The organism is Ideonella sp. sgz306126, from assembly GCF_056032705.1.
The window spans coordinates 698,283-723,089 of sequence record NZ_JBVYWP010000001.1 but is presented as its reverse complement, the minus strand read 5'-3'; the positions used below and the strand labels follow the sequence as shown (position 1 = coordinate 723,089).

Sequence of the window (24,807 nt, the reverse complement as noted above, 5' to 3'; positions counted from 1 at the left end):
AGGCGTCACACCATGTCGAGGCGGAAGCGCTGGAACAGCATGGTGCGAAAGCGCTTGACCACGCCCAGCGTGTCCTTCAGCAGGTCGCGGTCCAGGCTGCTGAGTTTGCCCACCGCGATGCCGCCCGGCACCTGCCCGGTCTCGCGCGCCTGGAGGCCGGTCTTGAGCTTGAGGCCCATGAAGAAGTGCAGGCTGTCGATCAGATCGGTGGCCAGATCGGCCGGCAGCCGCTGATCGGCAGCCAGCGCTTCGATGCGGGCCACCGTGCCGGTGGCGGCGATGCGGTGCGCCAGCGCCAGGCTGCGCACGCCATGCACCAGCGGAAACGTGCCCGCCTTCTTCAGGTCGAGCAATTGGTGATCCTCGCCCAGCGACAGCAGCCGGCTCCACCAGCCATGGTCCTGGTCGAAGGCGTTCAACGCCGAGGCGAAACGGGCCAGCACGGCGTCGTTGTCGGTGGTCAGCTGGAAGATCTCGGCGCGCACCGCTTCGAGCAGGCTGGCATCGCCGCAGACGGCATGGGCGTCGATGAAGATCGCCAGCGCCATCAGCGTCTCCGGCGTCGGGATCAGCAGCCAGGTACGCACCGTCTGACGGAAGGCCGCGGCGCTCTGGCGCCATGCGGGGTTGTTGACCATGATGCGGCCCGGGCATTCCGGGTAGCCGAAATCGGCCAACGCATCGGAGAACCGCTGGCAGATCGCGTCCAGATCGGGCGGTGGCGCATAGCCGTCACGCAGCACCAGGCCGTTGTCCTGGTCGGTCTTCAGAAGTTGCTCGCCGCGCCCTTCGCTGCCCATCACGAACAGGCAGCTGTTGGCCACCAGCTCGGCCGGCGCGATCAAGCGCCAGGCGCGTTCGAACAGCTGGGCGTTGAGCTCCTGCACCAGGCGGGCGATCATGCCGACCTTGGTGCCGCCGCGGTACAGCAGCGCGATCAGCGTGTCGATCTGCCGGGCCGCGGCCTGCAGCGCCGGCAGCGCGTCGGCCTCCAGGATCTGGCGGGTGATCAGCGTCGAGTGATTGGACAGGAAGCCCAGCAGGTCGAGCTGGTCCAAGGTGCCCAGGATGGCCGGCGGGCCCTCCGCGCCGGGCTGGGCCACCACCACGCGCCGGACCTTGTGGCGGATCATCGTGGCCAGCGCGTCGAACAGGTAGTCGTCGGGTCGCACGCTGACCAGGTCGAACGTGGCCAGTTCACCGACCGCCAGCTGCGCCAGCGGCGTGCCGTTCAGGATCGCCCGCTGCAGGCCGGTGGTGGTGAAGATACCCAGGCGCGGCGGCTGCGCGGCCTCGTCGCGCACCAGCACGTGGTCGGTGCGGGCCGCGGTGAACAGCCGCACCACCGACACGATGTCGCAGCCGGCCGCGACGGTCTGCACCGGTCGCACGGCGGCCTGGTGCACCCGGGCCAGCGTCAGCGCCTGCATTTCGTGCGGATCGCCCTGCGCCGACAAGGCAGACAGCTTTTTCGACAGATCGGCAAACAGCAGCGCGCCGAAGGTCGCGTTGCGCGAGATCAGTTCGGCCACCGCCTGGTGCGCCAGCTGGTAGGCGAGCAGCTCTTCGGCGGCGACGAAGCGGCTGCTGACCTTGCCCGCCACCAGGGCGCGGCCGTCGAAGCTGTCGTCCGGGCCGTAGGTCGCCACCGGTTCGTCGCCATCGAACTGGTGCACGAAGCCCTTGATGATGATGAACAGGTGCGTCGGGGGCGTGCCGGGCTCCAGCACCGCCTCGCCTTCGCGGTAGTAGGCGATATCCAGGTGCTCGCGCACCAGCTGGCGTTCTTCGCTGTTCAGGCAATCGAACGGCGAGGCGTTGAAATTGAAGGCGGTGGGCAAGGGCGGGGCCTTTCCTGGCGCGGCGACGGATGCCACATTCTGCGCATGATGCCCTGCACCGGGCTGACGCGGCCTGGCCCGGCGCAATGCACGACAATGGCCGCTTCCTTCACAGTCGTGCGTCCCGCCATCGAACCGATCGTGCCCGAAGTCGTCGCCAACGCCGACGCGGCCTCGCCGCCGCGCACCGCCGCCGGGCGCACAGCCCCTCCGTTCCTGAGCTGCGTGCTGCCCTGCTACAACGAGGCGGCCAATCTGCGCCTGATGCTGCCGCAGCTCGAAGCCTACCTGCGCGCCGGCTTCCCGCGCTGGGAGGTCGTGATGGTCGACGACGGTAGTCGCGACGACACCGCGGAGGTGCTGGCGCAGTGGAGCGGGCGGCCGGGTTTCCGGGCCCTGCTGCTGTCGCGCAATTTCGGCAAGGAGGCCGCGCTGACCGCCGGGCTGGACGCCAGCCGTGGCGAGGCCGTGGTGCTGATGGACGCCGACGGCCAGCATCCCCTGCGCTACGTGACCGAGATGGTGCGGCGCTGGCAGGCCGGTGCCGACGTGATCTATGCCGCGCGCCAGGACCGCGACGACGAGGGAGCCCTCAAGCGCCTGGGCGCGAAGGCGTTCTACGGTCTGATGAACATCGGATCGCCGGTGCCGATCCCGGACAACGCCGGCGATTTCCGGCTGATGGACCGCGCGGTGGTCGACGCGCTCAAGACCCTGCCCGAGCGCACCCGGTTGATGAAGGGCTTGTACGCCTGGGTCGGCTTTCGGACCGAAGCGCTGCCGTACAGCCCGGACGAGCGGGTGCACGGACAGAGCCATTTCAAGCCGCTCAAGCTGGCGGGCCTGGCGCTGTCGGGCGTCACCGCGTTCACCACCTGGCCGCTGCGGCTGTTCAGCGCCGTCGGCGCGGTGCTGGCGCTGGCGTCCTTCGGCTACGGGGCCTTCGTGACGATCAACTACCTGCTCTATGGCGCCGACGTGTCGGGCTGGACGACCATCGTCGTGCTGCTGCTGCTGTTCGCCGGCATCCAACTGCTGTCGGTGGGCATCCTGGGCGAGTACCTGGGGCGGGTCTTCGACGAGGTCAAGGCCCGGCCGATCTATCTGGTGCGCCGCCGTCTGGGCGGCAGCGACGACAAGACTGTTTCCTGATGACCGAAAAATCCCCCTGGACGCCGCCGCGCGTCCTGCTGGCCTTGTTCCTCTGGCTGGCGTGCACGCTGTGGCTGCGGCCACTGGCCCTGCCCGACGAGGGGCGCTACGTCGGCGTGGCCTGGGAGATGCTGCGCAGCGGCGACTGGCGCGTGCCGACGCTGGACGGCCTGCCGTTCTTCCACAAGCCGCCGCTGTTCTACTGGATCACCGCGGTCTCGCTGCAGGTGTTCGGCGTGCATCCGTGGTCGGGTCGCATCGCGCCGCTGATCGGAGCGATGCTGGCCGGCGGCTCGCTCTACGGGCTGCTGCGCCGCCGCGCCGGCGAGGCCCAGGCTCGCGCGGCCTTGCTGGTGCTGGCGACCTCGCCGTTCTTGTTCGGCGGCGCGCAATACGCCAACCTGGACATGCTGGTGGCGGGCTGCATCAGCGCCACGGTCTGCGCCGCTGTCGACGCCATGTGCGCGCTGGAGCTGGGCCAGCCGCATCGGCGCAGCCTGCTGCTGGCCTGGGCGCTGGCCGGCCTGGGCGTGCTGGCCAAGGGCCTGATCGGCATCGTGCTGCCCGGCGGCGTGCTGCTGGTCTGGCTGGTGTGGCGCCGCCGTCCGAAGCACATCCTGGCCCTGCTGTGGTGGCCCGGGCCGCTGTTGATGCTGGCGGTGGCCGGACCGTGGTTCGTCGCGATGCAGCAGCGCTTCCCCGATTTCCTGCACTACTTCTTCATCTACCAGCAGTTCCAACGCTTCGCCGAAGGCGGCTTCAACAACCAGCAGCCGTTCTGGTTCTACGTGCCGGCCACGCTGTTGCTGGTGCTGCCGTGGTCGCTGGGGGCGTGGTGGGCGCTGAAGCGGCGCGGGGCGGTGGCGGGCGAGGTGGGCGAGGGGGGCGATCCGTTGCGCCTGAACCTGCTGATGTGGGTCTGGATGGCGGTGATCGTCGGCTTCTTCTCGATGCCGAAGTCCAAGCTGATCGGCTACGTGCTGCCGGCCCTGCCGCCGCTGGCGGCGGTGCTGGCGGCGGCCTGGCGGGCCCAGGTCCCGCCGCGCCGCTTCAACGCGGTGGCGCTGCTGTCGGCGGCCCTGTCGCTGTCCTTCATCGTCGCGGTTACGGTGTTCGACAAGAAATCGGCCGCACCGCTGGTGCCGGCGCTGCAAGCCCAGCGCCAGCCGGGCGAGCCGCTGCTGATCGTCGGCCGCTACACCTACGACCTGCCGCTGCTGCTGAAGGAGCCCGCGCCGGTGGCGGCGGTGACCGACTGGCACGACACCGTGGCGCTCAAGCGCGACAGCTGGCAGAAGGAGCTGTTCGATGCCGGCGAGTTCGATCCGGCGGCGGCGCGGCGGGTGCTGATCGACCAGCGCGACCTGCGCGCGCAACTCTGCCGCCAGGCGGTGACCTGGGTCGTCGTCAGCGAAGTCAAGCGCCCGCCGGAATTGACCACGGCGAGCTTGATCGCCCGTACCCGCTACCTCGAACTGCTGCGGCTGGACCTCAGTGCTCCGGCGGCCCGCGCCGCGCTGTGTGGCGGAACGCCCACCAGCGGCTGAGCACGAAGGTCAGTGCGGCGACGCCGACCAGCACCAGCGCCAGCAGCAACTCGTAGTTCCACGGGCTCCAGCGCAGCAGCAGGGTGTAGGCGCCCTGGTTGACCAGGAAACCGCCGAAGCTGACCAGCGCGAATCGCCTGGCCGCCGGCCCCAGCGCGGCGCCGCTGCCGGAGAATGTCAGCCGGAAGTGCCCGCTGAACGACACGCCGAAAGCCACCGCCCAAGCCAGCACGTTGGCGTGCTGCGGCGCCAGGCCCGGGCCCTCGACCAGCACCGCGACGACGCCGAGATGGGTGGCTGCCGCGGCGATGCCGACGATCACGAACCAGAACAACTGGCGGGTCATGCCGCCCCCCACGAGGACGCCGATGCCTGCTGCCCCCGCCTCCCAAGCTCCCGCACTGCGCCCGCTGGCGGTCTGCATCGACGATCTGGGCCTGCATGCCGGCGTGAACCGCGCGGCACGGGCCTTGGCGCAACAGGGCAGGGTGTCGTCATGGAGCTGTCTGGTCGATGGGCCGGCGATGGCCGAGGTGGTCCGCGGACTGGGCGAGGTGTCGCACGATACCCTTGAATGCGGCCTGCACCTGAACCTGACCGAAGCGCTGCCCGGCGCGCGCTGGGTCCGGCCGCTGAACACGCTGATCGTCGACGCCTACCGCGGCGCGCTGGCCGCTTCGGGCGTGGCCGCGGCGCTGGCCGGCGAGATCGCGCGCCAACTCGATGCCTTCGAAACGATCGTCGGCCGCCGTCCGGATTTCATCGATGGCCATCAGCACGTGCATCAGTTGCCTGTCGTGCGCGACGCCTTGCTGAGCGAGATCGCACGGCGGTGGCCCGGCTCTGCTGCGCGGCCCTGGCTCAGGCGCTGCGCCCGACCGGCGCCGGCGTTGCAGGGCGCGCCCGGCCTGCCGTGGCCCGAGCGCGTGAAGCCCTGGATCATCCAGACGCTCGGTTGCGAGGCCCTGTCCCGCGGAGCCCGCCGCCTGGGCCTGGCGCAGAGCGCGCACCTGCTGGGCGTGCGCCGCTTCGACCACGACGACGCCGGCTTCGAGTCCTTGCTCGATGCCTGGCTGGCGCGGGCGACCGAGCGCGACGTGCTGATGGTCCACCCGGCCGTCGCGGCCGACGGCGTCAACGATGCGCTGCTGCCGGCGCGCGAAGCCGAGGCCCGGGTGCTGGCCAGCGACGCCTTCGCGGCGATGCTGGCCCGCCACGGCGTGCGGGTCCAGGCCCTGGCCGCCACGCTGCGCGGGCCGGCGGCGGGCTTGCGCTGATGCGCCGCGCATCGCCGCAGCCTGCGCCTGAAACCTGGCGTCAGGCCAGGCGCCGGTGCGCCAGCGCCGGCAACTGCCGGCGCACGGCGTCGCGGCGTGCCGTGTCGAGTTCGGCCAGCACCACGCCTTCACCGCCGTCCTGCTGCGCCAGCACCTGGCCCCAGGGGTCGGCGATCAGGCTGTGCCCCCAGGTGCGGCGGCCGTTCTCATGCAGCCCGCCCTGCGCGCTGGCCAGCACATGGCATTGGTTCTCGACTGCCCGCGCCCTCAGCAGCAAGTCCCAGTGGGCCTGGCCGGTGGTGTGGGTGAAGGCGGCCGGCACCACCAGCAGGTCGCAAGGCGGGTGCATCAAGGCCCGGTAGAGTTCGGGGAAGCGCAGGTCATAGCAGATCGACAGGCCGATCCGCAGGCTCTCGGCCTCGAAGGCCACCGGCGTGCTGCCCGCTTCCAGCACCCGGCCTTCGTCGTACTGTTCGCTGCCGTTGTCGAAGCCGAACAGGTGGATCTTGTCGTAGCGGGCCACGCGGGCGCCGCTCGGGTCCCAGACGCAGCAGGCATTGCGCACCTTGCCGGGCGCGTTCGCCCGGATCGGCAGCGTGCCGCCCACCAGCCACAGCCCGTGGCGCTGCGCCGCGGCAGCCAGGAACGCCTGGATCGGGCCCTGGCCATCGGCCTCGGCGATGGCGAGCTTGTCGTCGTCGCGCCGGCCCATCAGGCAAAAGTATTCGGGCAGCGCGGCCAGGCGGGCACCGGCGTCGGCGGCCTGGGCGATCAGGCGGGCAGCGGTGGCGAGGTTGCGGTCCACGTCGGGGGTGGACACCATTTGCAGGGCGGCGATCTTCATGCGCACAGCATAAGGCCGCGGCGGCGGCCCTGCGGCTCTTCGGTCATCGGGTCGTTCAGCGCGCCGCGAGATCGGGGGTCGATGCGGCGCCCGCCGGTGCAACCGGGCCGGAGGCGGCGGGGCCGGGGGCCGCGTGGACCTCGACGGTCTCGACACTGGGCTGATCCCAGCTGCCGCTGACATGGAACTCGCGCGTGCCGGCTTGCTGGAGCGGCCCGTGCAGCAGGAATTGCGCGAGGAAGGTGCCCAGGCCGATGGCCGGGTTGATCGCCGCGTAGGCCAGCGACGCCGTGCCGGCGTTGATCTCCGGCACCACCACCACGTGCAGGTCCTGGGTCTCGCGGTGCAGGTCGGCCTGGCCCGAGACCAGCACGGCGGCCTGGACGCCGCGCACGCGCAGGTTGTCCGTGCGGGCGATGCCTTGGTTCAGCGCGATGTCGCCACTGACGTTGTCGAACGAGAAGCCGCGGTCGAACACGTCGCGGAAGTCCAGCGTCAGCCGGCGCGGCAGCGACTGCAGGCTGAGGACGCCCAGCAGGCGCGCGGCGCCGGGCTCCACCTTGAGGAACTGCCCTTTGTCGACGCTCAGCGCCAGATGGCCGCCCAGTTGTGAGCCGTCGAAGGCCGCGGGATTGCCGGGCCAGCGGAGCTGGCCCGTCACCCGGCCCTGGCCCGCACTGAGCACGCGGCCCATGCCCAGGCGCTCCAGCAGTTTGCCGGCGTCCTGCATCGACAAGCTCAGGTTCAGCGTGGTGTGGCCGGACGGGCCCCGCAGCCAGACGCCGCTGCCGTTCCATTGGGCCTCGGGCGACACCAGCGACAGCAGCGGCAGCGTCCAGGTGGTCGCCGTCGCTGGCGCGGCATCGGCCGCCAGTCGCAGCTGGCCCTGGTGCTGGCCGTGCCACAGCAGATCGTCGACGACGATGTCCAGCTCCGGCAGCGCGCCCTGGGGCCCGTCGTCGACCGGTTTGGAAATGCCGGCGACCGCGGACCGAGGGGCCGCGCCCGGCTCGATCACCAGGCGGTCGAGGTGGGCGCTGAGGCGGGCGGGCACGGCGCCTGCCGGTTGCCAATCCACCTGCCCCTGCGCCTGGTCGGATTGCAGCGCGACGCGCCACGGCTGGGCGGGCACGGCGGGCTGCTGCAGCAGCGCGCTCACATGCGTCAGCGCATGACCGTGCAGGTTCAGCGACTGGGCGTTCAACTGCAGCGTGGTCGGCGCGTAGCCGGCGGCCGCCCCGTCGCCCGCCGGGCCCAGCAGACCCTGGGCTGCCGCCCACCACGCGTCGGCATCGACCCGCCCCAGCGTCACCCGCGCGGCCACGCCGTTGGACGGCGGCGGCGGCAGGTCGCCTCCAACGCCGACGGCACCGCGCAGCACGCGGGGGCTGTCGCCGGCCAGGTCGCGCAGGTAGTCGGCCTGCAAGGCCGGGCCCTGCGCCGGCGCCAGATCGATGTGCAGGTGATCCTGGGTGGCGCGGGGGGCACCGTCCTTCACCAGGGCGGTCTGCACGCGCAGCGTCCAGGTTTCGGCCGCCGCCTTGCGCCAGGGCGCGGGCAGGTCCAGCGCGATGCCGGTGAGCGGACTGCTCAGGGTCATCTCGGTCTGGCCGCGGGCGAAGCCCAGCTGCAGCTGGTAACGGGCCTGGCCGCTCATCGCGGCGGCCGCCCGGGCCAGCGGCCCCCACTCCTGCGCCTGGCGCAGCGCCTCGGCCGTGGCGGTGCCCGTGGCGGCGATGCGCACCGATCCATCGGCCGACGTTCCGCCGCTGATCCTGACGGGCCCGCCCAGCAGTGTCGCGTTGCCGCCGGTGATGGCGAAGCCGCGTTCGTTGAAATCGATGCGGGCCCGGGCCTGGGCCAGCAGCGGCACGGCGGGGCTCAGCCGCAGGTCGTTGCCGGCCAGCGTGACGCTGCCCCGCACCGTGGTGGCATCGGCATGCTCGAGCGGGATGTTCAGCGCCAGCGCCAGGTCGGCGTCGCCGCCGCCGATCGCCGCGTCCAGCGTTCGGTTCGTCCAGCCGCCCACCGGCGTCGAGGCGACGAACTTCAGCGCATCGGTCAAGGGCCCGCGGCCCGCGCCTTCGATGTGGAGCGCGGCCTGCTGGGTCAGGTCGGGGATGCTGCCGTTGACGTTGCGCAGGTCGATGCCCCACAGCTTGGCGCGGGCGTTGCGGATGCTCATCGATCCGCGCTCGAACAGCAAATCGCCGCGCACGCCGGTGAACGGCGGCCACGCGGGCTGCCCGGCCGGCGCGGTCGGATCGTCCGGCACGTAGGCCAGCGTCACGTTCTCGACCTGGGCCTGCACCTTGAAATCGCCATCGCGGGCCTGGTCGAAAGGAAAGTCCGCCAGATCGCCCCGGACCACGAAGACGGCCTTGGGAACCTGGCCGTCGCGCACGGCCGCGGCCACGTAGTCGCGTGCCGAAGCCGCCACGCCCAGCGGCAGATAGCGGGCCACAGCCGCGGCGCGGGCCTTGCGCAGCGTGCCGGTGAGATCGATGACGCCAGGAAAGCGTCCGCCCTTGCCCAGCGCCGAGCCGGTGCCGGTCTGCCAGTGCAACTGCAGCTCGCCCTCGGCATCGGCGTTGGCGAAACGCCCGTCCGGCAGCAGCAGTTCGACCTCGGCGGGCCGGCTCTCGCCATGGGGCGCGCGCCGGATGTGCCAGATCAGCTGGCTGCTGAAGCGGTCCAGCGGCAGCACCGGATCGGCGAACACGCCAGGCAGCAGCAGCGCGCCGTTCTTCAGCGACAGCTGCGCCTGCCCGCCGGTTTCGTTGGCGTCCAGCGTCAGGCTGGCATGGCGCCAACCGGGGCGGCCGACCCCGTCAGGCTCGGGCGAGGCTTGCGATGCGATCGACAAGTCGTCGATCTGGGCGCGCACCCGGTAGCTGGCGGGCTGGTCGGGCGAGCCGGTCCAGCGCGTCGTCAGGCCGGTCACCACGCCTTGCGCCTTCAACTCGGCCAGCTGGCGGCGCACCGGGACGGGCAGCGGCAAGCGCTCGGCGAGCCTGGCCAGCACGGCCAGGTCGAGGCGATCGGCGCTGAACTCGCCGCCGCTGATGTCGCGGCTGGCCGGCCACGCGGCGTCGAGCGTGCTCGCTCCCCCGGTCTGCCGCCATGCCAGCGAGGCGTGGCTGGCCGGCCAGGCCAGGCCATCGCGGGTATGGAAGCCGAAGCGATCCAGGGTCAGGCGCAGGCCCTGGCGTTCGCGCTGGGCCGACAGGCGGCCCTGCACCTGATCGAAGTCCAGCGGCGCCAGCGACGGGGCCAGGCGCAGCGCCACCCGCGACAGCGCCAGGTCCACGGTGGCGGCCTGCCAACGCCCCTGGTCGAGGTCCAGCCAGGCCCTCAGCGCACCGATGCCGCTGGACAGGTCGACCGGCAGCCGGAAGTAGCTCCGGATCGCCGCCGCGTCGGCCGAGGGCAGGTCGGCGAACAGCGTGCCGTTCCAGCGCTGCCAGTCGCCCGCCCTCGCCAGCAGCGGCTGGCGGAAGCGACCTCGAACGCTGAAGCGACCGCCCCAGGCCGCGGGCGGCGTCGCATCCAGCCGCAACGCGTGGGTGCGCAGGCTGTTGCGCAGGACCACGCGAACATTCTGCAACTGCAGCGGCGGCGCCGGATGCATATCGTCCACCCAGGTGACCGAGCCGCCCTCGATGTCGATCTCCTGTTGCTCGAAGAGCCAGTCGCCGGCCCCACTGCCGCCCAGCGAAGCGTCGCCGGCGATCGCCAGGCCACCGACATGCAAGCGCCCTTGCGCGTCGCGTCGCACCAGCAGCTGCGGGGTTTGCACGTAGAGCTGGGCGAAGCGCAGCTTCAGCGTCAGCAGCGACTGGGGTGAGATCGCCGCGGCGACCCGCGGCAGGCGCAAGGCCTCGCGGCCCTGCGGGTCGGACAGGCTCACGTCGCGCAACTCCAGCGCGGGCACCCAGCCCGAGGAGCGCACCTCGATACGACCGATGCGGACCGGCGCGCCGATCGCGGCGCTGACACGCCGTTCGATCTCGGGCCGCCAATGGTCGATGTGCGGCAGAATCCCCCAATGCAGTGTCAGCCACCCGACAAGCACTATGCTCCACAGCGCTAAAACGAGCAGCAGCAGGGTGCGCCATGCGATGCGCGCCCACCTCAGCGGGACGTGCCGGCGCGACAAGGCCTGGGGCACGGAAGAGGACGAGGACAGGGACATGAAGACGTCAGACCGATACGCTGTGTTCCGGCCTGAAGGACCGCTGGCGGCACTCACCCGCGATGCGCGCCGACTCACCGGATCAATCTAGCACAGTCACTTTGCGCCTTTGATGGGTTCCGTACCTCGAGTGACACGACTTTTGCCACCCCGGGCCGACCACAGCCGTTTCGTGCAGCGCGTGCGCCGTCGCCATGGGGACGACCTGCCGCGCCTGCCCGAGGGCGTTCCCGATGCGACCGTCATCACCGCGCTGGTGAGCGAGCTGCAAGCGGCTGGGCGGCCGCTGGCGTCGGCGCTGCGCGTGGCCAGGCAGCTGGTGATCGAGCGCCTGGCCGTGCTGGACGTCGAGCAGGCCGCACCGCTGGCGCAGGTCACCGGCGCGATGACCGCGCTGGCCGAGGCCACGCTGGAGCTGGCCTTGGCCGAGGCGCGCCGCGAGGCCGACGAGCGCCATGGCGAACCGCGCGATGCCCAGGGTCAGCCGGTCGACTTCTGGATCGTCGGCATGGGCAAGCTCGGAGCGCGCGAGCTCAACGTGTCATCCGACATCGATTTGATCTATGTGTACGAGGACGATGGCCAGACCACCGGGCCGCTGGCGGTCAGCGCGCACGAATACTTCGGCTGGGTCGCCAAGAAGCTCTACGCGCTGATCGGCGACGTCACCGACGACGGATTCGTCTTTCGCGTCGATCTGGCCTTGCGTCCGAATGGCAATTCGGGACCGCCGGTGGTCAGCCTGGCGATGCTCGAAGAGTACTTCCTGGTCCAGGGCCGCGAGTGGGAGCGTTTTGCCTGGCTCAAGAGCCGGGTGGTGGCGCCGCGCGCCAGCGTACTCAGCGGCCGGGCCTTGCAGCTGCGTTCGTTGGTGACGCCGTTCGTCTACCGCCGCTACCTCGATTACGGCGTCTTCGAGGGCCTGCGCCAGCTGCACCGCAAGATTCGCGAGGAGGCGCAGCGCCGCGCTGCCGGTCGCCCCGAGCGGGCCAACGACGTCAAGCTGTCGCGCGGCGGCATCCGTGAGATCGAGTTCATCGTCCAGCTGCTGCAGGTCGCGCGCGGGGGGCAGTTTCCGGAGATCCGCACCCGGTCGACGCTGAAGGCGTTGGACAAGCTCGCCGCCGGCGGCTTGATGAAGGGCGACACCGCGGCGGCGCTGGGCCGGGCCTACGTGTTCCTGCGGCAGATCGAGCACCGCATCCAGTACCTGGACGACCAGCAGACCCATTTGCTGCCGACGGCCGACGGCGACCTGGGCTGGATCGCCGCGAGCCTGGCGCTGAACTGCAGCGCCGATGCCTGCGAATTGCTGGACAAGCTGGGCGAGGTGCGCGAACTGGTCGCGACCGAGTTCGACGCGCTGTTGCACGAAGGCCGAGCGCCGGGCGCGCCGTCGAGTCCCGGCGGCTGCCGGCATTGCGGCGGCGGACCGCTGCCGCTCGACAGCGATACCTTGCTCGACAAGCTGCCGCCGGCCTTGGCCGAGCGCGTCAGGCCGTTCGCCCAAAGCCCGCGGGTGCAGGCCTTGCGGGATGAAAGCAAGTTGCGGCTGGGCCGGCTGGTGCTGCGCGCCGCGGCTGCCGTGGCCGATGGCCACTGCACGCTGGAGGCCGCGCAGCGCTTTGTCGACTGGCTCGAACCGCTGCTGCGGCGCGAGAGCTACCTGTCGCTGCTGGTCGAGCGGCCGGCCGTGCAGCAGCGCCTGCTGCGCCTGCTGGGCCTGGCGCGGTGGCCGATGCGATTCTTGATGCTGCACCCCGGCGTGATCGACGAATTGGCCGACGAGCGACAGATCGCCGAGCGCTTCGGCCGGGCGAGTTTCGTTGCGGACCTGGAGGAGCGCCACGCCGCCTGGGTGCGCTCGGGCGAGGCCGACGAGGGCTCGTTGCTCGACACCTTGCGCCGCGCGCACCACGCCGAGGTGTTTCGCACGCTGGTGCGCGACGTCGAGCAGCGCATCACCGTCGAGCAGGTGGCCGACGACTTGTCGGCCTTGGCCGACGCCGTGCTCGATTGCTGCGTGCGCTGGGCCTGGAGCCATTTGAAGCAGCGCCACCGCGAGGTGCCGCAGTTCGCGGTGATCGCCTACGGCAAACTCGGCGGGCTCGAACTGGGCTACGGCAGCGACCTGGACGTGGTGTTCCTCTACGACGACGCCGACGAGGCCGACCCGGACCGCGCACAGGAGGTCTACTCGGCATTCGTGCGCAAGCTGATCGGCTGGCTGACGCTGCGCACCGCCGCCGGCGAGCTGTTCGACATCGACACCGCGCTGCGCCCGAACGGCAACTCGGGCTTGCTGGTGACTTCGATCGCCTCGTTCGAGAACTACCAGCGTGGTCGGGGCAGCAACGCCGCCTGGACCTGGGAGCACCAGGCGATCACGCGGGCCCGCTGCGTGACAGGCCCGGCCAGCTTGGCCAAGCGCTTCGAGGCCACGCGCCGCGCGGTGATCGGCGCCGAGCGCGATCCCCAGGCGCTCAAGGCCGAAGTCCACAGCATGCGCGACAAGGTCCGCGCGGCGCGGCCGGTCAAGCCTGGGGTCTTCGACGTCAAGCACAGCGATGGCGGGATGATGGACGCCGAATTCGCCGTGCAGTACCTGGTGCTGCAGTTCGGTGCCCGGCACCCGCGGCTGCTGGACAACGCCGGCAACATCGCGCTGCTGCAGCGCGCGGAGGCCGAGGGACTGCTGCCGCCGGGGGTGGGCACCGCGGCGGCAGACGCCTACCGCGAACTGCGCCGGGCTCAGCACCGCGCCAGGCTGGACGAACAGCCGACCCAGTTCGAGCCGGCGCTGCTGGCCAGGGAACGCGAGGCGATCCACGCCTTGTGGCGCGCGGTCTTTGACGCGTGACGGGCGCGTCTCCGAGCTTGCGGGCCCTGGCCTGGCCGGCGCTGGTGGCGTTCTGGCTGCTGGGTTCGGCGTGGATGCTGCAGGCCGATCTGACGCGCTGGGACTGGCAGCCGGCCTTGGCCGCGCACCAGCCGTGGCGGGCCTGGACGGCGGCGTTGGTGCACTGGAGCGGACGGCACGCGATGATGAACGCCGGCGCGGCGGTGCTGGTCGGCTGGCTGGGCTGGCGCGCTGGCGCGGGCCCGGCCGAGACGCTCGCCTGGCTGCTCGCCTGGCCGCTGACCCAGGCGGGGCTGCTGCTGCAACCGGGTTTGCTGCACTATGCCGGCTTGTCCGGGGTGCTGCACGCCGGCGTGGTGATCATCGCCTGGCACCTGTGGCGCGCCGGGCCGGGGCGGGCGCGTCGCGTCGCGCTGCTGCTGGCGGCCGGGTTGCTGATCAAGCTGCTCGGCGAGGCCCCCTGGGCGGGCGTCGTCCACCGGGTGCCGGGCTGGGATTTCGAGTTGGCGCCCATGGGCCATGTGAGCGGCACGTTCGCCGGGGTGCTGTGCGCGTGGCTGTGCCTGCGTGCACCTGAAAGCAAGAAACGGAACCAGGATGAGTGATCGCCGAACCCACCTCGACGCGTTCGCGGTGGTCAGCCTGCTGGGTTGTGCCGCGCTGTGGGGCCTGAACCAGACCGCGACCAAGGTCGGACTCACCGAGATTCCGCCGCTGGCGCAGGCCGCCGCGCGGTCCATCGGCGCGGCGCTGCTGCTGGCGCTGTGGGCAGCGCGCAAGCGCATCCCGCTGGACCCGCGCAACGGCACGCTGCTGCCGGGCCTGCTCGCGGGCGCGCTGTTCGCGCTCGAATTCGGCTGCATCTTCGTCGGCCTGCAATTCACGACGGCGTCCCGGATGGTGGTCTTCATCTACCTGTCGCCGTTCATCGTGGCCGGCGTGATGCCGCTGCTGGTGCCGGGCGAGCACCTGAGCCGACGGCAGTGGAGCGGCCTGCTGGTGGCGTTTGCCGGTGTGGCTTGGGCCTTCGCCGAGGGCTTCACCGCGCCGGCGGCCGGCCAGCGGCAATGGCTGGGCGATGCGCTCGGCGTGGTCGCGGCCGTGCTGTGGGCCAGCACGACGCTGAGCATTCGGTCCACCCGGCTGTCCAGCGCCGCACCTGAGCAGACGCTGATGTACCAATTGCTGGTCTCCGGTGTGTTGTTGACGTTCGCGGCGGTGGCCAGCGGCGAGCATTGGCCCGGCCGGCTCAGTCCGCTGGTCTGGGGTTCGCTGGTGTTTCAGATCGCGATCGTCACCTTCGCCAGCTATCTGCTGTGGTTCTGGCTGGTCCGTCACTATCCGGCGACGCGGATTTCCGCGTTCACGCTGTTCACGCCGGTGTTCGGTCTGCTGTTCGGCGTGCTCCTGCTGCACGAGCCGCTGACCCCCCGGCTGGTGGTGGCCCTGGCGGGGGTGGTGCTGGGAATCTGGCAGGTCAGCCGGCCTGCCGCGGTGGGCTGATCCCGGCAGTCGGCGATCGCTCTCGCCTGCGCCGGACGCGCTCGGCACCCGGTTTTCGCTGTCACCCGTGCGCCACTGGGGCGGCGGCGCACTGGATAGACTGCCGCTTTGCCCTGGTTTCGAAGAGGAGTCCTTCATGATCACGCTGTGCGGCTTTGCGCTGTCGAACTACTACAACAAGGTCAAGATGGTGCTGCTTGAAAAAGGCATCCCCTTCACCGAGGAGCGGGTGCTGACCGGCCTGAAGGACGAGGCGGTGCTGCAGGCCACGCCGCTGGGCAAAGTGCCGTTCATCCGCACGCCGCAAGGCACGCTGTGCGAAAGCGAAGTGATCGTGCAATACCTGGAGGCGGCCTGGCCGCAACCCGCGCTGATGCCCTCCGATCCCTGGGCCCAGGCCAAGGTGCGCGAACTGACCACCTTCATCGAGTTGCACTTGGAACTGGTGGTGCGCGAGCTCTATCCGCAGGCGTTCTTCGGCAGCACGGTCAGCGAAGGCACGCAGGCCCGTGTACGCAAGCAACTGACGAAGAACGTGCCGGCCTTAGCCCGCCTGGCGCGGTTTTCGCCGTGGGTGGCGGGTGAACAGTTCACCAGCGCCGACTGCGCGGCCTATGTGTCCTTGCCGCTGGTCGCGATGGCCAGCAAGGCGGTGCTGGGCGAGGATCTGCTGGCGGCCGGCGGTGTGGACTGGAAGCCGTACATCCAGCGCGTGGGCGAGCGGCCGAGCGCGCAACGGGTCAGTGCCGACCGCAAGCGGGAGCAGGAGGCGCAGATCGCCGCGGTCAAGGCGCAGGCGGCACCGTGAGGCCAGGCAGGCGCGGGGGCGTCAGCTTTACAGAATGAAACGCGTCGTGGCGGAACCTCGCAGCGGCCCAGGCCTCAGAACAGGGTGGGTTGGGTGGTGGCGCTTCGGCGCCCTGCCCCGGTTCCGGGAATGCGATGCCCGGAACCGTTCACTTCAAGCCGCGCAGCCTGCCAGGTCTTCTGGCTGACCAGCCCCGGGAGCGTCCTCCTCCTCCCTCCCTCCCAATTCGCTCCGGGGTGCTGCGCGGCTTTCCTTTTTTCCCCGACCCTTGCGATTCCCGCCCGTCCGCACCTGGACCGGGTTGCGCACAGTCCCTCTGCGGCAGGCATTCGGAGCGCGCGATCTACCGTGCGAAGACCGCGCTTTCGATGTGCCAACACGCCTTGTCAAAGTGCCGGACCAGGGGCACACTGGGTCGCAAGGGTGGCGTCACAAAACAGTCACCCTTGATGCGGGTCGCGAGGTCCGCTTGGTATTGAAATACAGAAAGGACGCCCCGATGAACTTGACGATCAGCGGACATCACCTCGAAGTGACGCCGGCGTTGCGTGAGTATGTGCTCACAAAGCTGGATCGGATCACCCGGCATTTTGATCAGGTGGTGGATGTCAACGTCTTGCTGACAGTCGAAAAGCTGAAGGAAAAGGAGCGACGACAGAAAGCGGAGATCACGCTCCATGTCAAAAGCAAGGACATCTTTGTCGAGCAGTCCCACGAGGATTTGTACGCGGCGATTGACCAGGTGATGGACAAACTGGATCGCCAGGTGTGCCGCTACAAGGACAAACTCCAGGAACATCACCACGAAGCGGTCAAACGGCAGGAAGTCGCCGCGCCCTGATCGGGCTTTCCGTGACATCGTGAGGCGGCCCGGCAACGGGCCGCCTTGTTTTTTGAGGGCCGCTGCGGCACGATGACTGTTGTTGCGACGCAGCAAGTGGGGTCAACCCCGCGTGTTGGCGCGACGTTCAAGTTTCATGGATCAGGTGTCGATTTCTATAATCCGCCACCTTGATCCGTCGCAAATGGTTTCAAGTCTCCCTCACCGTGACCCGCCGTCGAAAGAGTCGCCCATGAACCGCCTTGCCGCCATCCTGCCTGCTGCCAATGTGCTGGTCGGTGTGGACGCCACAAGCAAGAAGCGTGTGTTTGAACACGCCGGCCTGCTGTTTGAAAACCAGCACGCCATCGCCCGCGGCACGGTCACGGACAACCTGTTCGCCCGGGAACGCCTGGGCTCCACCGGTCTGGGCCATGGCGTGGCGGTGCCGCATGGCCGCGTCAAGGGGCTGAAGAATCCGCTGGCAGCGGTGCTGCGGGTGGAGCACCCGATCGCCTTTGACGCTCCGGACGACGAACCGGTCAGCCTGCTGATCTTCCTGCTGGTGCCGGAAGCGGCAACCCAGCGTCATCTGGAGATCCTGTCCGAGATCGCCGAATTGCTGTCGGACCGCGAGTTGCGCGAAAAGCTCAAGGTTGAGCCCGACGCGGCCGAGGTGCACCGTCTGATTGCCGGCTGGGAGCCGCTGAAGTCGGTCGCCTGATGCGACCGGGCGGCATCGCGTGAAACCCATTTCCATCAGCGCCGAGGCGCTCTTCGAGGAGCACCAGCCGGCGCTGAAGTGGGAATGGATCGCCGGCCACGCCCACCCCGAGCGCCGGTTTGACGAAGCCGCCGTCCGCGACGCGCGCTCTGCGGCCGACCTGGTCGGTTACCTCAACTACATCCATCCCTACCGGGTGCAACTGGTCGGGCAGCGCGAGGTGGCCTACCTGCGCGATGGCCCGTCCGAGGTGCTGGAGCGGCGCATCCAGCGCATTGTCACGCTGGAGCCGCCGGTGATCATCGTCGCCGACAACCAGCAGACCCCGGACCGGCTCGTTGCGATGTGCGACCGGGCCGAGATCCCGCTGTTCACCACGGCCCACTCCGCCGGCCACGTGATCGACGTGGTCCGCACCTATCTGGCTCAGTTGATGGCCGAGCGCACGACGCGCCACGGCGTCTTCATGGACATCCTGGGCCTGGGCGTGTTGTTGACCGGCGAATCCGGCCTGGGCAAGAGCGAACTCGGGCTGGAGCTGATCTCACGCGGCCATGGCTTGGTGGCCGACGATGCGGTGGATCTGTTTCGCATCACGCAGTCCACGCTGGAGGGACGCTGCCCCGAACTGTTGATGAACCTGCTGGAGGTGCGTGGCATCGGCCTGCTGGACATCAAGGCCATCTTTGGCGAGACGGCAGTGCGCCGCAAGATGCGGCTCAAGCTGATCGTGCACCTGGTGCGCAAGGAAACGATGGACCGTGAGTTCGAGCGGCTGCCCTACGAGCCGCTGTACGAGGAGATCCTGGGCATCCCGGTGCGCAAGGTGGTGATCGCGGTCGACGCCGGGCGCAACCTGGCGGTGCTGGTGGAAGCCGCCGTGCGCAACACGATCCTGCAGCTGCGCGGCATCGACACCTACCAGGAGTTCATTCAGCGCCACCAGGCGGCGATGGAGTCGCACCGGGATTCCTGAGCGCGGCCTGGCCACTGCGGTAAACGCAGTCCGGCTTGGCGCAGACCGCATACAGCGCCAGCGCATGGTCCTGCAGGGTGAAGCCCCGGGTCTGCGCGACGGCGCGCTGGCGGGCTTCGATCTCGGCGTCGTAGAACTCCTCGACGCGGCCGCAGGTCAGGCACACCAGGTGGTCATGGTGCTGGCCTTCGTTGAGTTCGAACACCGACTTGCCGGATTCGAAATGGTTGCGCGACAGGATGCCGGCCTGCTCGAACTGCATCAACACCCGGTAGACAGTGGCCAGACCGATGTCCGAACCCTCCGCCAGCAGGGCCTTGAAGACGTCTTCAGCCGTCATGTGGCGCTGGCTGGCCTTCTGGAAGATCTCCAGAATCCGGATCCGGGGCAAGGTGGCTTTCAGGCCGCTGCTCTTGAGTTCGTCGACGTGGGTCATGGTGGCATCCAGGCCCGCGACGCCCATCGGGCGGGCCGCTAGAATCGTCGCATCATAGCCACCCTGTGATGCCCGGCTGCGCGCAGGGTTCGACGGGTGTTTCCTCAGCCCGCCGCCGGACGCTGCCGCCCATGCCCTTGTCTTTCTCTCCTCGCCGTGCCGCCCTGCTTGGCGCCGCGCTGGCAGCCAGTGCGCTGCTCGGCGCCTGTTCCTCGATGGCCGGCCGGGTCAGCCACGTGATCTCGTCCGTCATGACGCCGTATCGGGTCGAGGTAGTGCAGGGCAACGTCGTCACCAGCGAGCAGGTGGCCGAGGTCAAGCCGGGCATGAGCCGCGAGCAGGTCCGTCAGGCGCTGGGCGCCCCGTTGCTGGTCGACCCGTTCCACACCAATCGCTGGGACTACGTCTTCCTGATCAACCGTCAGGGCACGCCGCCGCAGAAGCGCTCGGTGGTGGTGCTGTTCGACAACGACAAGGTCAGCTCGGTCAGCGCACCGGACCTGCCGAGCGAGCGCGAGTTCGTCGCATCGATCAGCCGTGGCGATGCCGCGAAAAGCACCCGCAAGCTCGAACTGACACCCGAAGAGCGCGCCGCGCTGCCGGCCCCGAAGCCGGCCGCCGCGGTGGCGGCGGCTGAGCCTGCAGCGCCGACCGCGGGTGCGACACGCAGCTATCCGCCGCTGGAGGCACCATGACGGCCGCTCTGCGCATCGCCGTGGCCGGCGCCTCCGGTCGCATGGGCCGGATGCTGATCGAGGCGATCAGCGCGGCCGAGGACTGCGCCCTGGCCGGCGCACTCGACCTGTCTTCGAGCACCGCCATCGGCCAGGACGCCACCGCCTGGCTGGGTCGCCACAGCGGTGTGATCATCACCGCCGATCTGGACCAGGGTCTGGCCGATGCCGAAGTGCTGATCGATTTCACCCGGCCGGAGGGCACGCTGGCGCATCTGGCCGCCTGCCGCCGCCGGGGCGTCAAGCTGGTGGTCGGCACCACCGGCTTCACCGAAGGCCAGAAGGCCGAGATGGCGGCCGGCGCCCAGGACACCGCCATCGTCATGGCGCCCAACATGAGCGTGGGCGTCAACGTCGTGATGAAGCTGATCGACATGGCGGCCCGCGCGCTGAGCGAAGGCTACGACATCGAGATCATCGAAGCCCACCACCGTCACAAGGTCGACGCTCCCAGCGGTACTGCGCTGGCGATGGGGGAGACGGTGGCGGCCGCCTTGGGCCGCGATCTGAAGGCCTGTGCCGTCTACGGCCGCGAAGGCGTGACCGGCGAGCGCGATCCGAGCACGATCGGTTTTGCGACCATCCGCGGCGGTGACATCGTCGGTGACCACACCGTGCTGTTCGCGGGCACCGGCGAACGCATCGAGATCACCCACAAGAGCGCCAGCCGCGTCACCTATGCGCAGGGCAGCCTGCGGGCTGCGCGCTTCCTGCGCCAGCGCGCCCGTGGCCTGTTCACGATGAACGACGTGCTGGGCCTGTCCGCCTGATGGACGGCCTGTCGGGCTTCTGGTCGCAGAGCGACCTGATCGGCCGCAGCGTCGTGGCCTTGTTGATGGCCATGTCCATCGGGGCCTGGGTGCTGATCTTCTGGAAGGCCTGGGTGCTGCGGCGCGCCAGCAGCGACATCGCGCGCGGGCTGGCGATCTTCTGGGATGCGCCCCACCTCGACGCGGCGCGCGAGCGCCTCGCGTCGGCGGACCGCGAAGGGTTGCTGCTGCCGATGCTCGATGCGGCGTTCGCCGAACCCGTTGCCGGCACGCTCGAAGCGCAAGGCGCGGCCGAGGCGCAGCTCACGCGCCGCCTGCGCGACGCGCTGCACCGCGGGCTGAGCCATCTTCACTTCGGCCAAGTCTTCCTGGCCTCGGTCGGTGCCACGGCGCCGTTCATCGGGCTGTTCGGTACCGTCTGGGGCATCTACCACGCGCTGCTGGGCATGGCCAGCGCCGGCTCGATGACCATCGACAAGGTCGCCGGACCGGTCGGCGAGGCCCTGGTGATGACCGCCGCCGGCCTGGCGGTGGCGATCCCGGCGGTGCTGGCCTACAACGTCTTCGGCAAGTGGCTGGGCGCCAGCGAAGCCGAGCTCGAAGGCTTTGCGCACGACCTGCGTGAAACCGCGCTGCAGCGCCGGGGCTGAACGATGGCCTTCGGTCGGCTCGAACGGACCCGCGCGCCGCAGCCGATGAGCGACATCAACATGACGCCGCTGATCGACGTGATGCTGGTGCTGCTGGTGATCTTCATGATCGCCGCGCCCCTGATGACCAGCGGCCTGCGCCTCGACCTGCCCCAGACCGAGGCGGCCCAGCCCAGCGCCGCGCCGCAGGTGCTGGCGGTGGCGCTGGACGCGCAAGGGCGGCTGTTTGTTGGCGAGCAGCGCAGCTCGATGAGCGCGCTGCGCCAGCAGGCGGCCACGGTGGCCCAGGCCCACCCGGACACCGAAGTGCAGTTGCGTGCCGACGAAAAGGTACCCTATGGCCAGGTGGCCGAGTTGATCGGCGCAATGCAGGCGGCCGGCCTGTCGCGCATCGGCTTCATCACCGCGCCGGCCGCCACGCCCGCGTCGGCGCCCTGAGGAGCGCCGCGGCAGGTGCCGCCTCCTACAATCGGCGGATGAACGAGAAATACGTCCCTGCCGAGGTCGAAAGTGCTGCCCAGGCGCACTGGAACGCCGCCCATGCCTACCGCGTCACCGAGGACGCCGGCCGCCCCAAGTTCTACGCCTGCTCGATGCTGCCGTATCCGAGCGGCAAGCTGCACATGGGCCATGTGCGCAACTACACCATCAACGACATGCTCGCCCGCCAGCTGCGGATGAAGGGCATGAACGTGCTGATGCCCATGGGCTGGGACGCCTTCGGCCTGCCGGCCGAGAACGCGGCGATGAAGAACAAGGTGCCGCCGGCGAAGTGGACCTACGACAACATCGCCCACATGAAAGGCCAGATACAGGCCATGGGGCTGGCCATCGACTGGTCGCGCGAGGTGGCGACCTGCCAGCCCAGCTACTACAAGTGGAACCAGTGGCTGTTCCTGCAGATGCTCAAGGCCGGCATCGCCGAGCGCCGCACCCAGGTCGTCAACTGGGACCCGGTCGACATGACCGTGCTGGCCAACGAGCAGGTGATCGACGGCAAGGGCTGGCGCTCTGGCGCGGCGGTGGAGAAGCGCGAGATCCCCGGCTATTACCTGAACATCGTCCAGTACGCCGACGAGCTGCTGTCGGCGGTCGCCAACCCCGAGGACCCGAATTACCTCGCCGGCTGGCCCGAGCGGGTGCGCCTGATGCAGGAGAACTGGATCGGCAAGAGCGAGGGCGTGCGCTTCGCCTTCCCGCACCAGATCGCGGGCACGGACGGCAGGCTGATCCAGGACGGCAAGCTTTTCGTCTTCACCACGCGGGCCGACACCATCATGGGTGTCACCTTCTGCGCGGTGGCGCCGGAACATCCGCTGGCGGTGCACGCGGCTGCATCGCGGCTCGAGGTGGCTGCCTTCATCGCCGAATGCGCCCAGGGCGGCACCACCGAGGCCGAACTGGCCACGCAGGAGAAGAAGGGCGTCCGCACCGGCCTGGTCGTGACGCATCCGCTGACCGGCGCGGACGTGGACGTGTGGGTCGGCAATTACGTGCTGATGAGCTACGGCGACGGCGCCGTGATGGGCGTGCCGGCGCACGACGAGCGCGACTTCGCATTCGCGCAGAAGTACGGCATAGCGATCCAGCAGGTTGTTGCCGTCGAAGGCGAGACCTTCAGCGACAAGGCTTGGGCCGATTGGTACGGCGACAAGCAGCGCGCCGTCTGCGTCAACTCCGGTGTGCTCGACGGCCTGCCGTACAAGGCCGCCGTGAGCAAGGTGGCCGAGCTGCTCGGTGAGAAAAACCTGGGCGAGAAGAAGACCACCTGGCGCCTGCGCGACTGGGGCATCAGCCGCCAGCGCTACTGGGGCACGCCCATCCCCATCATCCATTGCGACAGCTGCGGCGCGGTGCCGGTGCCGGAAAAGGACCTGCCGGTGGTGCTGCCGGAAGACCTGATCCCCGATGGCTCGGGCAATCCGCTGAACAAGTGCGCCTCGTTCCTGAACGTGGCCTGCCCGAGCTGCGGCAAGCCGGCTCGGCGCGAGACGGACACGATGGACACGTTCATCGATTCGTCGTGGTACTTCATGCGCTACTGCGACCCGACGAACCCGGATGCGATGGTGGGTGCAGGCACCGACTACTGGATGCCGATGGACCAGTACATCGGCGGCATCGAGCACGCGATCCTGCACCTGCTCTACGCGCGCTTCTGGACCAAGGTGATGCGCGACCTGAAGCTGGTCAAGGTCAGCGAGCCCTTCACCCGGCTGCTCACGCAAGGCATGGTGCTCAACCACATCTACTCGCGCCGCAGCGAGGCGGGCGGCATCGAGTACTTCTGGCCGCACGAAGTCGACAACGTCGCCGACGCGTCCGGCAAGGTCACCCACGCCGTGCTCAAGAGCGATGGCTCGCGGGTGAGCTACGACGGCATCGGCACGATGTCGAAGTCCAAGAACAACGGTGTCGATCCGCAGCAGCTGATCGACACCTACGGCGCCGACACCGCGCGGCTGTTCGTGATGTTCGCGTCGCCGCCCGAACAGACGCTGGAGTGGAACGACGCCGGCGTCGAGGGCGCGCATCGCTTTCTCAAGCGGGTGTGGGCTTTCGGCGCCAGGCACGCCGACCTGCTGCGCGCCGCGGGCGATGCCGCGGCCGACCTGCGTGCCGATGCGAAGGCCCTGCGCCGCGAGGTGCACGTGGTGCTCAAACAGATCAGCTACGACTACGAGCGCATGCAGTACAACACCGTGGTGTCTGGTGCGATGAAGCTGCTCAATGCGCTGGAGGCTTTCAAGCCCGACGATTCTTCGGGCGATGCCGCCGTGCTGCGCGAAGGCTTCTCGGTGCTGCTGCGCGGCCTCTACCCCGCCTGCCCGCACATCACCCATGCGCTGTGGCAGCAGCTGGGGTATGCCGATCGGCTGGGCGATCTGCTCGATGCCCCCTGGCCGATGGTCGACGAGGCGGCGCTGGTGCAGGACGAGCTGGAGTTGATGCTGCAGGTCAACGGCAAGCTGCGCGGTGCCATCAAGGTGCCGGCCAGCGCCGACAAGGCGGCGATCGAGGCCGCCGCGCTGGCCAGCCCCGACTTCGCGAAGTTTGCCGAAGGCAAGTCGGCGAAGAAGGTGGTGGTCGTGCCGGGCCGGCTGGTCAACATCGTCGTCGGATGAGCCGGGCCGCGCCGTCCCTCGGGGTCCCGACGCGTCGCTCGCCCGGTCGCGCCGTGGCCTGGGCGATGGCGGGCGCCGTGCTGCTGGCGGGTTGCGGCTTCCAGCTGCGCCAGCCGGCTGAGTTGCCCTACGCCCGTGTCGCGCTGGCCGGTTTTGCCCGCAACTCGGCCATGGCCGAGGTCCTCGCCGAGAGCCTGCCCGCCAACGCCAGGGTGGTGGAAGCCGCCCGGGATGCGGACGTGGTGGTGGTGGCGCTGGAGGATCGCCTGACCCGCACGGTGGTCGCTTCCACCGCCGCTGGGCAGGTGCGCGAGTTCCGTCTGCGCGTGACGCTGAAGTTCCGCTTCACGAGCCCCGACGGGCGCGTGCTCGGGCCCGATGCCGAGCTGGAACAGTCGCGTGACCTCAGCTACACCGAGACCGCCGCGCTGGGCAAGGAAGACGAAGAGCGCCTGCTGGAGCACGAGATGCGCGCCGACATCGCCGCCCAATTGCTGCACATGCTGTCGGCCAGCGGCCGGGCGGCCCGGCGCGGCTGAACGCGG

The 24,807-nt window shown here is 69.7% G+C and carries 21 protein-coding genes; 16 read left to right on the top strand and 5 right to left on the bottom strand.

Translation table 11 applies throughout. The features are described 5' to 3' along the window. Window positions 1-5: 5 nt before the first annotated feature. Entirely contained in the window at window positions 6-1,841 is a 1,836-nt protein-coding gene (locus AC0N04_RS03300) for a DUF294 nucleotidyltransferase-like domain-containing protein (protein WP_474278584.1), read from the bottom strand. A 141-nt stretch (window positions 1,842-1,982) separates the two neighbouring features. Between AC0N04_RS03300 and AC0N04_RS03295 the strand changes: the two genes are divergently transcribed. Both AC0N04_RS03295 and AC0N04_RS03290 read left to right on the top strand, forming a co-directional pair. Beyond that, window positions 1,983-2,993: a glycosyltransferase family 2 protein gene (locus AC0N04_RS03295; protein ID WP_474278582.1), complete on the top strand. Its 1,011-nt coding sequence runs from the start codon at window positions 1,983-1,985 to the stop codon at window positions 2,991-2,993. Then, window positions 2,993-4,540, top strand: coding sequence for an ArnT family glycosyltransferase (locus AC0N04_RS03290; RefSeq protein ID WP_474278580.1), 1,548 nt, complete (start codon window positions 2,993-2,995; stop codon window positions 4,538-4,540). The genes AC0N04_RS03295 and AC0N04_RS03290 overlap by 1 nt, the downstream gene beginning before the upstream one ends. On the opposite strand, the gene AC0N04_RS03285 is transcribed toward AC0N04_RS03290, so the two are convergent. Further along, on the bottom strand, window positions 4,485-4,886 hold the full coding sequence (locus tag AC0N04_RS03285; RefSeq protein WP_474278578.1) for a GtrA family protein: 402 nt from the start codon (window positions 4,884-4,886) through the stop codon (window positions 4,485-4,487). The genes AC0N04_RS03290 and AC0N04_RS03285 overlap by 56 nt on opposite strands. 22 nt (window positions 4,887-4,908) lie before the next feature. Here AC0N04_RS03285 and AC0N04_RS03280 point away from each other — a divergent pair, with 22 nt between their 5' ends. Further along, entirely contained in the window at window positions 4,909-5,817 is a 909-nt protein-coding gene (locus AC0N04_RS03280; protein WP_474278575.1) for a ChbG/HpnK family deacetylase, read from the top strand. Between the two features lie 40 nt (window positions 5,818-5,857). Here the strand turns inward: AC0N04_RS03280 and AC0N04_RS03275 are convergent, their stop codons facing one another. Next, window positions 5,858-6,661 (bottom strand): carbon-nitrogen hydrolase family protein, encoded by an 804-nt coding sequence (locus tag AC0N04_RS03275; RefSeq protein ID WP_474278573.1) that lies wholly within the window; start codon window positions 6,659-6,661, stop codon window positions 5,858-5,860. 55 nt (window positions 6,662-6,716) lie between these two features. Next, the gene (locus AC0N04_RS03270; protein WP_474278571.1) at window positions 6,717-10,856 is read right to left on the bottom strand and encodes a YhdP family protein; all 4,140 of its coding nucleotides are present in this window, start codon (window positions 10,854-10,856) and stop codon (window positions 6,717-6,719) included. A 130-nt stretch (window positions 10,857-10,986) separates the two neighbouring features. Here AC0N04_RS03270 and glnE point away from each other — a divergent pair, with 130 nt between their 5' ends. The 7 genes from glnE to hprK all read left to right on the top strand — a co-directional run bounded on the left by glnE (window position 10,987) and on the right by hprK (window position 18,547). Further along, window positions 10,987-13,716: a bifunctional [glutamate--ammonia ligase]-adenylyl-L-tyrosine phosphorylase/[glutamate--ammonia-ligase] adenylyltransferase gene (glnE, locus tag AC0N04_RS03265; protein WP_474278569.1), complete on the top strand. Its 2,730-nt coding sequence runs from the start codon at window positions 10,987-10,989 to the stop codon at window positions 13,714-13,716. Continuing rightward, entirely contained in the window at window positions 13,713-14,321 is a 609-nt protein-coding gene (locus AC0N04_RS03260; RefSeq protein WP_474278567.1) for a rhomboid family protein, read from the top strand. The genes glnE and AC0N04_RS03260 overlap by 4 nt, the downstream gene beginning before the upstream one ends. Beyond that, window positions 14,314-15,219 carry a DMT family transporter gene (locus AC0N04_RS03255; protein WP_474278565.1) on the top strand — a complete coding sequence of 302 codons (906 nt, stop codon included), beginning with the start codon at window positions 14,314-14,316 and terminating at the stop codon, window positions 15,217-15,219. Before AC0N04_RS03260 ends, AC0N04_RS03255 begins: the two co-directional genes overlap by 8 nt. 136 nt (window positions 15,220-15,355) lie before the next feature. Beyond that, window positions 15,356-16,027, top strand: a complete 672-nt coding sequence (locus AC0N04_RS03250) for a glutathione S-transferase (protein WP_474278563.1) — start codon at window positions 15,356-15,358, stop codon at window positions 16,025-16,027. 499 nt (window positions 16,028-16,526) lie between these two features. Beyond that, on the top strand, window positions 16,527-16,868 hold the full coding sequence (gene hpf, locus AC0N04_RS03245) for a ribosome hibernation-promoting factor, HPF/YfiA family (protein WP_474278561.1): 342 nt from the start codon (window positions 16,527-16,529) through the stop codon (window positions 16,866-16,868). 232 nt (window positions 16,869-17,100) lie between these two features. Continuing rightward, a complete protein-coding gene (locus AC0N04_RS03240) occupies window positions 17,101-17,571 on the top strand; it encodes a PTS sugar transporter subunit IIA (RefSeq protein WP_474278559.1) in 471 nt (156 codons plus the stop codon). Window positions 17,572-17,590: 19 nt separating this feature from the next. Next, window positions 17,591-18,547, top strand: a complete 957-nt coding sequence (hprK, locus tag AC0N04_RS03235; protein WP_474278557.1) for an HPr(Ser) kinase/phosphatase — start codon at window positions 17,591-17,593, stop codon at window positions 18,545-18,547. Here hprK and fur read toward each other — a convergent pair. Further along, a complete protein-coding gene (gene fur / locus AC0N04_RS03230; protein ID WP_474278555.1) occupies window positions 18,501-18,983 on the bottom strand; it encodes a ferric iron uptake transcriptional regulator in 483 nt (160 codons plus the stop codon). The two genes, hprK and fur, sit on opposite strands and share 47 nt — an antisense overlap. 131 nt (window positions 18,984-19,114) lie before the next feature. Here fur and AC0N04_RS03225 point away from each other — a divergent pair, with 131 nt between their 5' ends. The 6 genes from AC0N04_RS03225 to AC0N04_RS03200 are packed head-to-tail and all read left to right on the top strand — an operon-like array spanning window position 19,115 to window position 24,801. Then, on the top strand, window positions 19,115-19,678 hold the full coding sequence (locus AC0N04_RS03225) for an outer membrane protein assembly factor BamE (protein WP_474278553.1): 564 nt from the start codon (window positions 19,115-19,117) through the stop codon (window positions 19,676-19,678). Beyond that, the gene (gene dapB / locus AC0N04_RS03220; protein WP_474278551.1) at window positions 19,675-20,487 is read left to right on the top strand and encodes a 4-hydroxy-tetrahydrodipicolinate reductase; all 813 of its coding nucleotides are present in this window, start codon (window positions 19,675-19,677) and stop codon (window positions 20,485-20,487) included. Before AC0N04_RS03225 ends, dapB begins: the two co-directional genes overlap by 4 nt. Beyond that, window positions 20,487-21,137 (top strand): MotA/TolQ/ExbB proton channel family protein, encoded by a 651-nt coding sequence (locus tag AC0N04_RS03215; RefSeq protein ID WP_474278549.1) that lies wholly within the window; start codon window positions 20,487-20,489, stop codon window positions 21,135-21,137. Before dapB ends, AC0N04_RS03215 begins: the two co-directional genes overlap by 1 nt. A 3-nt stretch (window positions 21,138-21,140) precedes the next feature. Beyond that, the gene (locus AC0N04_RS03210) at window positions 21,141-21,575 is read left to right on the top strand and encodes an ExbD/TolR family protein (RefSeq protein WP_474278547.1); all 435 of its coding nucleotides are present in this window, start codon (window positions 21,141-21,143) and stop codon (window positions 21,573-21,575) included. A gap of 38 nt (window positions 21,576-21,613) precedes the next feature. After that, window positions 21,614-24,262, top strand: coding sequence for a leucine--tRNA ligase (gene leuS / locus AC0N04_RS03205; protein ID WP_474278545.1), 2,649 nt, complete (start codon window positions 21,614-21,616; stop codon window positions 24,260-24,262). After that, the gene (locus tag AC0N04_RS03200; protein WP_474278543.1) at window positions 24,259-24,801 is read left to right on the top strand and encodes an LPS-assembly lipoprotein LptE; all 543 of its coding nucleotides are present in this window, start codon (window positions 24,259-24,261) and stop codon (window positions 24,799-24,801) included. The genes leuS and AC0N04_RS03200 overlap by 4 nt, the downstream gene beginning before the upstream one ends. Window positions 24,802-24,807 lie beyond the last annotated feature (6 nt).